This is a genomic window from Pantoea sp. ME81 (assembly GCF_903970985.1).
Lineage (GTDB): Bacteria > Pseudomonadota > Gammaproteobacteria > Enterobacterales > Enterobacteriaceae > Pantoea > Pantoea communis.
Map to the genome: position 1 here is coordinate 1 of NZ_CAJCKS010000168.1, position 10,361 is coordinate 10,361.

The following is a 10,361-nucleotide window of genomic DNA, read 5'->3' on the forward strand; positions in this document are numbered from 1 at the left end:
GTCAACGTATTGATGCACCGTTCCTCGGTGAAATTCCCTATCTGGACAGTGAAGCACAACAGGCCGAGTGCGGTCAGTATTTAACGTTGCCGCAGTCATGAGCCTGTTTCAGATGCGCATTCATGCGCACTCTACTTCATACCGCCCGTAGGATCGTTATGGATGGCGATTCGATGTCAGGTACGCAACAGTGCGCACCTGACATCATTTCGTCCGTAGGGCCGCCATAGACCAGCACCTTCAATGTCAGAATGTGATGCAACATTTTGGCTGCAGTTCATCGATGGCGATCACATCATCATGTCGCTGTCAGCCACTTATTCACCGTCACATCATCCAGCAAAGCGACTTTACCCTGCGCCACATTGCGACCACGGTGAAGCAGCAGGAAATAGTCTGCCACGCGGCGGATGAAGGAGACATGCTGCTCCAGCAGTAAAATGGTCAGGCCGTAATCGCGATTAAGACGGCGGATCAGGTTGCCCATCTCCTCTTCCAGCCACGGCGACATTCCTTCGGTCGGCTCATCCAGAATCAGCAGTTTAGGTTGCAGCACTAATGCTCGCGCCAGTGCCAGCTGCTGCTGTTGATCCATCGGCAATTCGCCACTGCGCTGATGACGCAAGGAATAGAGTGCCGGGAACAGGTCAAACACCATTTCAGGAATGGCACGGCTGCGATCGTCCTGAGCGGCCATCAGCGCGATCATTAAATTATCTTCCACGCTCATCTGCGAAAAGATATGGCGACCTTGCGGCACATAGCCAATTCCCATGCGCGCACGCTGTTCGGCGGGCTGCAGCAACAAATTCTCGGGTGGCGAGCCATCTTCCTGCCAGATCATTGAGCCACTGTTAATGGGCAAGCGACCCATAATGCAGTTCACCAGCGTGGTTTTGCCCATGCCAGGACTGCCCAGCACACCCGTACAGGTGCCGGGCGGCAGATCGAGATCCACATCCCACAGGATATGGTTGTGACCGTAAAACTGATTCACCGAACGTAAACTCAGCATCTGACATACTCCTTCCAGATTATTTGCCTGAATGCTCCCGCTCTGTGTCGTCTGGCATACAGTCGTGCACGATTAAGGTGGACACTGCTGTTGATGGCCTGCAAGGCAAGCCGTATGGACTCGTCACTCCATCGTTAAACTACTGCAATTACCAGGCCAGGTTAATGGAACGGGATATTCTGAGTCAGAATCCAGCGAAAGCGGGCTTAAAAGGTGAGAAATACTTAACAATCCCACTGAGTAATAACCTGACTGCACTTTGACGGTGCTGAATGCTTAACGTTTCTGGTGCATCTGTTCACTGATAAGGCAATCACTGAAGAAATAAGTGGTCTTAAGGCACGGTTTTTACGAGAACAATGGTGCTTGACTTGCCAAAAGGATAGTTAAAGCGGTTTAAGGCAGCCGGAAAAAAAAACGAAAAAAAAATATTTCGCACGCCAGGATAAGAGCGGAGAAAATTATACACAGCTGATGGGCTCGGGGCTGGATTCAGTTATCCACTATTCCTGTGGATAACCTTGTGCATTAGCGACTGAAAACCGCGTGGAAGCGAGGAAATACGCGGCCTGCATACATTATGCTGCGAAACTGGACTTTAGAACCATTACCAATAAAATCAGCAGGTTAATTAAAAGCAAGCCTGAGATTTTTCTGCCTTGTCATCGGACTGCAATTTAATGACGCTCTCTTGACAAATGTTAAAAGCGTCACGGCTCTGGGGATAACCTTGCGCAACAAGCTTTTGTCTTTTGCCGCTTAAATTGCACTGAAGCGAGACAGGTGCTTTCCCCGTTATCGTGCAAGATATCTGTAAATATATCCAGTATTTTTTTCTGGCAAATTCGTCATAGCAGAGTAGAATTATCAGCCTGCTCGCTGACATCTTCTGCAGGAACCGCAAAACCATGAGTAAAGCCTTCAAACTCAACTCTGATTTCAAACCTTCAGGCGATCAGCCTGAGGCCATTCGTCGTCTTGAAGAGGGGCTGGAGGATGGTCTCGCACATCAAACCCTACTGGGGGTAACCGGATCGGGTAAAACCTTTACCATCGCCAACGTGATTGCCGATCTCAATCGCCCGACGATGGTGATGGCACCGAACAAAACGCTGGCGGCGCAGTTATACGGTGAGATGAAAGAGTTCTTCCCGGATAACGCCGTGGAGTTTTTTGTCTCTTATTACGATTACTACCAGCCTGAAGCCTATGTGCCGAGTTCCGACACCTTTATTGAGAAGGATGCGGCGGTCAACGAACACATTGAACAGATGCGTCTCTCAGCCACCAAAGCGATGCTGGAGCGCCGTGATGTGATTGTGGTGGCCTCGGTCTCGGCGATTTACGGCCTGGGCGATCCCGATCTCTATCTGAAAATGATGCTGCACCTTACGCGCGGCATGATTATCGACCAGCGCAGCATTCTGCGCCGTCTGGCGGAGCTGCAGTATACCCGCAACGATCAGGTGTTCCAGCGTGGCACCTTCCGCGTGCGTGGCGAAGTGATCGACATCTTCCCGGCTGAATCCGACGACATCGGCTTGCGTGTCGAACTGTTTGACGAAGAAGTTGAGCGTCTGTCGCTGTTCGATCCATTGACCGGGCAGATTGAGTCCGTGATCCCGCGTTTCACCATCTATCCGAAAACGCACTACGTGACGCCACGCGAACGTATTCTGCAGGCGATGGAAGAGATCAAGGTCGAGCTGGTGGATCGTCGCAAGGTGCTGCTGGAGAACAATAAACTGCTGGAAGAGCAGCGCATCAGCCAGCGTACCCAGTTCGATCTCGAAATGATGAACGAGCTCGGCTACTGCTCTGGCATTGAAAACTACTCGCGCTATCTCTCGGGTCGCGGTCCGGGCGAGCCACCGCCGACCTTATTTGACTACCTGCCCGCCGATGGATTGCTGGTGGTGGACGAATCGCACGTCACCATCCCCCAGATTGGCGGCATGTATCGTGGCGACCGCGCACGTAAAGAGACGCTGGTAGAATATGGCTTCCGCTTGCCTTCGGCGCTGGATAACCGTCCGATGCGTTTTGAAGAGTTTGAAGCGCTGGCACCGCAAACCATCTATGTTTCGGCCACGCCGGGTAACTATGAGCTGGAAAAATCCGGTGACGAAGTGATTGATCAGGTGGTACGTCCCACCGGGCTACTGGATCCGATTCTGGAAGTGCGTCCGGTCGCCACTCAGGTGGATGACTTACTATCAGAAATTCGCAAACGCGTGGCGATCAATGAACGTGTGCTGGTCACTACGCTGACCAAACGCATGGCGGAAGATCTTACCGAATATCTGGTGGAGCACGGCGAGAAGGTGCGCTATCTGCACTCCGATATCGATACGGTTGAACGTATGGAGATCATTCGTGATTTGCGTCTCGGTGAGTTCGATGTGCTGGTGGGCATCAACTTACTGCGCGAAGGTCTCGACATGCCGGAAGTGTCGCTGGTGGCGATCCTCGATGCGGATAAAGAGGGCTTCCTGCGTTCCGAACGCTCACTGATCCAGACTATTGGCCGTGCGGCGCGTAACATCAACGGTAAGGCGATTCTGTACGCTGATAAGATCACCCCTTCGATGGAACGCGCGATGGGCGAAACCGAACGTCGTCGAGAGAAGCAGCAGCGTTACAACGAAGAGAATGGCATTGTGCCGCAGGGCCTCAACAAGAAAATCACCGATATTCTTGAGCTGGGCAAAAACGTGGTGAAAACGCGCGGTAAGGGCAAAACCGCCTCACGTGTGGCGGCAGAAGAAGAGGCCAACTATCTGGCGCTGACGCCACAAGCCATGCAGAAGAAAATTCACGAACTGGAAGTGCAGATGCAGCAGCACGCGCAGAATCTGGAGTTCGAAGAGGCCGCCAGCGTGCGCGACCAGTTGCACCAGCTGCGCGAGTTGTTTATCGCCGCCTCCTGATAGAAGCGAGAGGGTTTTGGCCGTCATCAAATGACGGCCCGACGAAAGCTTTCGTTATGTCCTGTGAATAGCGCCCCCTACGCTGGCAGCGTTCTATACCTCTCTGCGTAGAGAGCGCAATCACGCGCACGACTTTCGCAAGGTCACACCGCCTGAATCGCATGTTCCAATGCAATCCGCAGCAGCTGGCGATCGTGGCGATACTTGATATCGGCGGCCTCCAGCGGTTCGCGTACAATCAGGCGATCTTCCACACCGCTGACGTCCGCTGACGGGCTGACCACCACGGCATCAATCACTCGCCTGCCGATGGCTTTTTCCATCATTGCCAGTTTATCCGCCACCGTCAGGCTGGCGGCCGGGCTTAACTCACGTCCAAGATTGCCAATAAACACCATGGTGGCGGGCGTACGGCGCAGCGCGCGTGCCATCTCCTCCATCAGCAGAATTGGCATCAGGCTGGTGTAAAAACTGCCTGGGCCAATCAGGATCAAATCCGCTTCCGCAATCGCATCCAGTGCTTCTTTAGTGGGAGTGACATTGGGATGCAGCATCAACTCTTGCGGCGGTAGCTTCATTTCATCAATTGCCGTTTCGCCATACACCATATTGCCTTCGCAATCCTGCGCCACCAGGTCTACCGGTTGCTCCGACATCGGAATCAAGAAGGCATCGACTTTGAGCAGATTGCGAATGATGTTGATGGCTTCCAGCGGCCGCACGCTAAGGTGATCGAGCGCTTTGAGCATCAGATTACCGAGGTTGTGACCGGCCAGCTCGCCGTTACCGGCAAAACGGTATTCAAACATTGCCGAGGCTACGCTCGGTTCCATGATCAACTGGTTCAGGCAATTACGCATATCTCCCCAGGCAATACCGCCTTCCGAACGACGAATGCGTCCGGTGGATCCGCCGTTATCGGTGGTGGTCACGATGCCGGTCAGGCGTGAGCCCAGCGGTGCCAGCGCCGACATCACACGACCCAGGCCGTGCCCGCCGCCCAGTGCTACCACGCGATCCAAATCTGCCAGGGTACGATTCATGCTGTTCCTTTTAACTGACAACTGCAGGTTGTCGTGCAGTTGAAGTGATGTGTATCAATATCTGTCGCGCATTTTACCGTATCCTGCGGCGAAAATGCGGTGAAAAAACGTTATGTATCAATATATATAGCGAAATTCACTGATGGATGCGAGGGAGAAATCGCGCTACCATTCGAATTAACCGTGTTGTCCATAATGACAACAGACTCCCAAGCCTTGCATGCCTAAGTCATAACGATATGGATGCATGGCCGCAGCATCGCTGCCAGGGTGCAGAAAGAAATGACTGCATCTCCCGTATTTGGAAAGGTGTTCAGGTGCCACAATTTACAGATGCCTATGCGCGCAGCTTCTACTATCTGCGCCTGTCGGTCACGGATGTGTGTAACTTCCGTTGTACCTACTGTTTACCCGATGGCTATAAACCGAACGGTAATCACAACAAAAGTTTCCTCTCGCTGGACGAGATTCGCCGCGTGACGCGTGCCTTTGCGGCCGCGGGCACGGAAAAAGTGCGTCTCACCGGCGGCGAACCCTCTATGCGCCGCGACTTCACCGATATCATCGCAGCAGTGCGCGAAAACGATGCCATCCGCCAGATCGCCGTGACCACCAACGGCTATCGCCTGGCGCGTGATGTTCGTGCGTGGCGTGACGCGGGACTCACCAACATCAACGTCAGCGTCGATAGCCTTGATGCGCGCCAGTTTCACGCCATCACCGGCCAGGACAAATTCGCGGAAGTGATGGCCGGAATTGATGCCGCGTTTGATGCCGGGTTCGAGAAGGTCAAAGTCAACAGCGTGCTGATGCGCGATCTCAACAGCCACAGCCTGGCGACCTTCCTCGACTGGATCCGCATCCGTCCAATTCAGCTGCGCTTTATCGAACTGATGGAAACCGGCGAGGGCGGTGATCTGTTCCGTCGTCATCACATCTCGGGTGAGGTGATTCGCGACCAGTTGATCCAGCAGGGTTGGCAGCTTCAGCCGCGTGGACGCAGTGACGGTCCGGCGCAGGTGTTCCGCCATCCTGACTATCAGGGTGAAGTCGGTTTGATCATGCCCTACGAAAAAGATTTCTGCGCCAGCTGCAACCGCCTGCGCGTGTCGGCAATGGGTAATTTACATCTGTGCCTGTTTGGCGACGGCGGTGTGCCGCTGCGCGATCTACTGGCATCGGACGATCAGCAGGGCGAACTACAGGCGCGTATTGCCCACAGTCTCGGGCAGAAAAAGCAGACGCATTTCCTGCATCAGGGCAACACCGGCATGACACAAAACCTCTCTTTCATTGGCGGCTAAACACAGGAGTTACAGCCATGGGTAAACCTACCGGCGAGTTTGTCGCCTTGAATGTGGCGGTGATGACCGTCTCGGACAGCCGTGATGCCAGCAATGATAGCTCGGGTGACTACTTGCGTGAGGCGCTGGCGGAGGCCGGGCATCAGGTGGTGGATCGCGCGATTGTGCCTGATAACCGTTACCGCATTCGCGCCACCGTGTCGCGCTGGATTGCCAGTGATGATGTGCAGGTGGTGATCGTCAATGGCGGCACCGGATTTAATAGCAAAAACAGTACGCCGGAAGCGCTGCTGCCGCTGTTCGACCGTGAAATCGACGGCTTTGGCGAACTGTTCCGCATGGTCTCGTACGAAGAGATTGGCAGTTCCACGCTGCAATCACGTGCGGTGGCCGGGCTGGCGAACCAGACGCTGATTTTCGCCGTGCCGGGATCAACCAATGCCTGCCGAAGCGGTTGGGAACGTATCATTGAAGAACAGCTGGATGCACGCACGCGCCCTTGTAATTTTGTCTCTCATTTGAAGAAGTTGTAAGCATGTCATCATTAACTCATATCAATGCCGCTGGTGAAGCCCATATGGTGGATGTCTCCGGTAAAAACGAAACAGTGCGTGAAGCGCAAGCCGAAGCGCTGGTGCTGATGAGCGCGGAAACGCTGCAGATGATCATCGACGGCAGCCATCATAAAGGCGACGTGTTTGCCACGGCACGCATCGCCGGGATCCAGGCCGCGAAACGCACCTGGGAGTTGATCCCTCTGTGCCATCCGCTGATGTTGAGCAAGGTGGAAGTGACGCTGGTGGCCGAGCCTGAGCACAACCGCGTGCGCGTCACCTCTCGTTGCCGTCTGACCGGAAAAACCGGCGTGGAAATGGAAGCGCTGACCGCCGCATCGGTGGCCGCGCTGACCATTTACGACATGTGCAAAGCGGTGCAGAAAGATATCGTGATCGATCAGTTGCGTTTGCTCAGCAAAAGCGGCGGCAAATCCGGCGATTTTCAGGCGGTGGCACATGATTAAGGTGCTGTTTTTTGCCCAGGTGCGTGAATTGACCGGCACCAGCGCGTTAGAGCTGAAACCGGAATATCAGGATGTAGCAACCTTGCGTGCAGCGCTGGCGGAGAGGAACGATCGCTGGGCGCTGGCGCTGGAATCCGGCAAATTGCTGGCAGCGGTCAATCAGACGCTGGTACCGATGAGCCACCCGCTGCGTGCGGGCGATGAAGTGGCATTCTTCCCGCCGGTCACCGGAGGATGAGCATGGCCACTCGTATTCGCGTCGGCGTTGAGCCTTTTGATGTTGGCGAGGAGTATCGCCAACTCGCCGCACATGACAGTGATGGCGCGGTGGTCACCTTCACCGGCAAAGTGCGCAATCACAATCTCGGTGACAGCGTGGCCGCTTTAACCCTGGAACACTATCCGGGTATGACGGAAAAAGCGCTGGCGGAAATAGTCGAAGAGGCGCGTCAGCGCTGGGCCTTGCAGCAGGTGACGGTGATCCATCGCGTGGGCGAACTGTTCCCTGGTGATGAAATTGTGTTTGTGGGCGTCAGCAGCGCCCATCGCAGTAGCGCATTTGCTGCTACCGAGTTCATCATGGATTACCTGAAAACCCGCGCACCGTTCTGGAAGCGTGAAGCCACCGAACAGGGCGATCGTTGGGTCGATGCGCGCGACAGCGACCATCAAGCCGCCGAACGCTGGAAGTAGCGCGTAAAACCGACCTGCTCTGATAGCCGTAGCGAGTTGAAAACGTTAAGGTACGGGTTTTGCTGGCCTGTCAGGGAACAAGATGAATACCACTAAAATGCTCAAAGGCGCGGCGCTGCTCACCGCGCTGGTACTGGCCGGATGTAGTACCAAAAAAGAACCGCAGGCCCCCGCCCGGCAACCTGCCGACGTCAAATCTCAGATTCAAAAGTTACTGCCGAGCGATGTCAGCCAAAAAAGCGCCTGGGCAGACGACATCTACACCGCGTTTCGCGTCCAGCAGATCGATCCCAGCGCCAGTAACGTCTGTGCGGTGATCGCGGTCACCGATCAGGAGTCCAATTTCAGTGCCGATGCGCCTGTGCCCGGTTTACCCAAAATCGCCTGGGGTGAAATTGACCGCCGCGCCGCCAAAGTGCACGTTCCCGCCTTCTTAGTGCGCACCGCCTTACTGATTAAATCGCCCACCGGGGAAAGCTACGCCGCGCGACTGGATAAGGTGCGCAGTGAGAAAGAGCTGAGCGCAATTTTCGATGATTTCATCGATATGGTGCCGATGGGGCAGAAGCTGTTTGGCAATCTCAATCCGATTCACACCGGCGGCCCGATGCAGGTCAGCATTGAATTTGCCGAAGCGCATGCCAAAGGTTATCCGTATTCAATTGATGGCTCGATTCGCCGTGAAGTCTTCACGCGTCGTGGCGGCATCTATTTCGGTACGCTGCATTTGCTCGGCTATCCGGCGGATTACAGCCAGATGCTGTACCGTTTTGCCGATTTCAATGCCGGTTGGTACGCCAGCCGCAACGCCGCTTTCCAGGCAGCCGTAGCGCGCGCCAGCGGCATCAAACTGGCGCTGGACGGTGACTTAATTATGTACGGCAGCGAGCAAGCAGGTTCCACCGAATTAGCGGTGCGCACGCTGAGCAAGCAACTGGATATGAGCAATCGGGAAATTCGTCGCGACCTGGAGAAGGGCGATACGGAAAGCTTCAGCAGCAGCACGCTCTGGAAGCAGACGTTTATTCTGGCTGATAAAATGGCCGGTAAACGCCTGCCGCGCGAGATGCTGCCGGGCATTAAACTGGAGAGCCCGAAAATCACCCGCAATCTGACCACCGCCTGGTTTGCCCAGCGCGTAAATGGCCGATATCAGCAGTGCTTGACGCGCCGTTGACGCAATGCGGTGTAGACTCCACACTTAGAGCGTTTGTCTAACTTAAAGAGGTGCATCATGGACCGATATCCACGTAATGATTCAATCGTGCAGCAGGCGTCAACCGGGCTGCAGACATATATGGCGCAGGTCTATGGCTGGATGACCTGCGGCTTGCTGCTGACCGCGTTTGTCTCCTGGTTTGCAGCGCGCACGCCGGCGGTGATGGAGCTGGTGTTTGCAAATCGCATCACCTTCTTCGGGCTGATCATTGTGCAGCTGGCGGTAGTCTTTGTGCTGTCGGGCATGGTGCATCGTCTGAGCAGTACCTTAGCCACCGGGCTGTTTATGCTCTATTCAGCGCTAACGGGCCTGACGCTGGCGAGTATTTTCCTCGTCTACACCTATTCCTCTATCGCCAGCACCTTCTTCGTGACGGCGGGCATGTTCGGTGCCATGAGCTTCTACGGTTACACCACCAAGCGCGATCTCAGCCGCTTTGGCAGCCTGCTGTTTATGGCATTGATTGGTATCGTACTGGCGTCACTGGTGAACTTCTGGCTGAAAAGCCCGGCGCTGATGTGGGCGATCACCTATATCGGCGTAGTGGTGTTTGTCGGTCTGACTGCTTATGACACCCAGAAACTGAAATCGATTGGTGAAACCATCAACGTTAATGACAAAGAGAATCTGCGTCGCTACTCAATCATGGGTGCATTGACGCTGTATCTCGACTTCATCAACCTGTTCCTGATGTTGCTGCGTATTTTCGGCAACCGCCGTTAACTCTGCAGCACCGCTTCTGGCTTGTATCAATGCGCCCCTGCAACATCCGAACAGGATGCTTGTAGAGGGCGCAATTCATGACAGGCAACGTGCATCAATGTAAATCTGCACAGAATTTTGTCGGGTGCGCTATTGATGGCGCCCACCGCGCGTGAGTGATTTCTCCCCGGTTATCCCGCGTCCGATTTGGCCATCTTCTGTTCATTCTTCTGCCGCAGATGTTTTGCGCGACTCTCCAGCATCAGATACAACACCAGCGCCAGCAGCAGCGGCAAAATAAAGTACAGCACGCGATAGGCCAGCAGGGCGGCAATGATGGTGCCGTGCGAAACATGCTCGCCAGCCAGCAGCGCCAGAAATACCGCTTCAAGCACCCCGATGCCCGCCGGAATATGAATGATCACCCCCGCAAT

Annotated in this window: 10 protein-coding genes, 1 pseudogene and 1 riboswitch; of the genes and pseudogenes, 8 read left to right on the forward strand and 3 right to left on the reverse strand. The window is 54.8% G+C overall.

The features are described 5' to 3' along the window. Nucleotides 1–298 precede the first annotated feature (298 nt). On the reverse strand, nucleotides 299–1,015 hold the full coding sequence (locus tag H7A81_RS22170) for an ABC transporter ATP-binding protein (protein ID WP_034821129.1): 717 nt from the start codon (nucleotides 1,013–1,015) through the stop codon (nucleotides 299–301). A gap of 908 nt (nucleotides 1,016–1,923) precedes the next feature. On the opposite strand from H7A81_RS22170, the gene uvrB reads away from it, so the two are divergent. Beyond that, on the forward strand, nucleotides 1,924–3,945 hold the full coding sequence (uvrB, locus tag H7A81_RS22175; RefSeq protein ID WP_034821123.1) for an excinuclease ABC subunit UvrB: 2,022 nt from the start codon (nucleotides 1,924–1,926) through the stop codon (nucleotides 3,943–3,945). 143 nt (nucleotides 3,946–4,088) lie between these two features. On the opposite strand, the gene yvcK is transcribed toward uvrB, so the two are convergent. Then, nucleotides 4,089–4,988: a uridine diphosphate-N-acetylglucosamine-binding protein YvcK gene (yvcK, locus tag H7A81_RS22180; protein WP_034821119.1), complete on the reverse strand. Its 900-nt coding sequence runs from the start codon at nucleotides 4,986–4,988 to the stop codon at nucleotides 4,089–4,091. A 194-nt stretch (nucleotides 4,989–5,182) separates the two neighbouring features. Continuing rightward, a riboswitch (molybdenum cofactor riboswitch) is annotated at nucleotides 5,183–5,317 on the forward strand. Here yvcK and moaA point away from each other — a divergent pair. The 7 genes from moaA to H7A81_RS22215 all read left to right on the forward strand — a co-directional run bounded on the left by moaA (nucleotide 5,306) and on the right by H7A81_RS22215 (nucleotide 9,948). Continuing rightward, on the forward strand, nucleotides 5,306–6,292 hold the full coding sequence (gene moaA / locus H7A81_RS22185; protein WP_182058744.1) for a GTP 3',8-cyclase MoaA: 987 nt from the start codon (nucleotides 5,306–5,308) through the stop codon (nucleotides 6,290–6,292). Its footprint overlaps the riboswitch before it by 12 nt. Nucleotides 6,293–6,309: 17 nt before the next feature. Next, nucleotides 6,310–6,825 (forward strand): molybdenum cofactor biosynthesis protein B, encoded by a 516-nt coding sequence (gene moaB, locus H7A81_RS22190; RefSeq protein WP_100702452.1) that lies wholly within the window; start codon nucleotides 6,310–6,312, stop codon nucleotides 6,823–6,825. Nucleotides 6,826–6,827: 2 nt separating this feature from the next. Next, nucleotides 6,828–7,313, forward strand: a complete 486-nt coding sequence (gene moaC / locus H7A81_RS22195) for a cyclic pyranopterin monophosphate synthase MoaC (RefSeq protein WP_038648103.1) — start codon at nucleotides 6,828–6,830, stop codon at nucleotides 7,311–7,313. Continuing rightward, nucleotides 7,306–7,551, forward strand: a complete 246-nt coding sequence (gene moaD, locus H7A81_RS22200; RefSeq protein ID WP_058961608.1) for a molybdopterin synthase sulfur carrier subunit — start codon at nucleotides 7,306–7,308, stop codon at nucleotides 7,549–7,551. The genes moaC and moaD overlap by 8 nt, the downstream gene beginning before the upstream one ends. Nucleotides 7,552–7,553: 2 nt before the next feature. After that, nucleotides 7,554–8,006, forward strand: coding sequence for a molybdopterin synthase catalytic subunit MoaE (gene moaE, locus H7A81_RS22205; RefSeq protein ID WP_058961607.1), 453 nt, complete (start codon nucleotides 7,554–7,556; stop codon nucleotides 8,004–8,006). 82 nt (nucleotides 8,007–8,088) lie between these two features. Further along, a complete protein-coding gene (locus H7A81_RS22210) occupies nucleotides 8,089–9,183 on the forward strand; it encodes a DUF1615 domain-containing protein (RefSeq protein WP_166933089.1) in 1,095 nt (364 codons plus the stop codon). 57 nt (nucleotides 9,184–9,240) lie between these two features. After that, nucleotides 9,241–9,948, forward strand: a complete 708-nt coding sequence (locus H7A81_RS22215) for a Bax inhibitor-1/YccA family protein (RefSeq protein ID WP_034821101.1) — start codon at nucleotides 9,241–9,243, stop codon at nucleotides 9,946–9,948. Nucleotides 9,949–10,118: 170 nt separating this feature from the next. On the opposite strand, the pseudogene H7A81_RS22220 reads toward H7A81_RS22215, so the two are convergent. Continuing rightward, nucleotides 10,119–10,361 (reverse strand): annotated as a pseudogene (locus tag H7A81_RS22220) (UPF0104 family protein); the annotation flags it as partial.

Coding starts and splice junctions, on each gene's coding strand:
- H7A81_RS22170 (WP_034821129.1), bottom strand. CDS start 1,015: ATGCTGAGTTTACGTTCGGTGAATCAGTTTTACGGTCACAACCATATC.
- moaE (WP_058961607.1), top strand. CDS start 7,554: ATGGCCACTCGTATTCGCGTCGGCGTTGAGCCTTTTGATGTTGGCGAG.
- moaC (WP_038648103.1), top strand. CDS start 6,828: ATGTCATCATTAACTCATATCAATGCCGCTGGTGAAGCCCATATGGTG.
- yvcK (WP_034821119.1), bottom strand. CDS start 4,988: ATGAATCGTACCCTGGCAGATTTGGATCGCGTGGTAGCACTGGGCGGC.
- moaB (WP_100702452.1), top strand. CDS start 6,310: ATGGGTAAACCTACCGGCGAGTTTGTCGCCTTGAATGTGGCGGTGATG.
- H7A81_RS22215 (WP_034821101.1), top strand. CDS start 9,241: ATGGACCGATATCCACGTAATGATTCAATCGTGCAGCAGGCGTCAACC.
- H7A81_RS22210 (WP_166933089.1), top strand. CDS start 8,089: ATGAATACCACTAAAATGCTCAAAGGCGCGGCGCTGCTCACCGCGCTG.
- uvrB (WP_034821123.1), top strand. CDS start 1,924: ATGAGTAAAGCCTTCAAACTCAACTCTGATTTCAAACCTTCAGGCGAT.
- moaD (WP_058961608.1), top strand. CDS start 7,306: ATGATTAAGGTGCTGTTTTTTGCCCAGGTGCGTGAATTGACCGGCACC.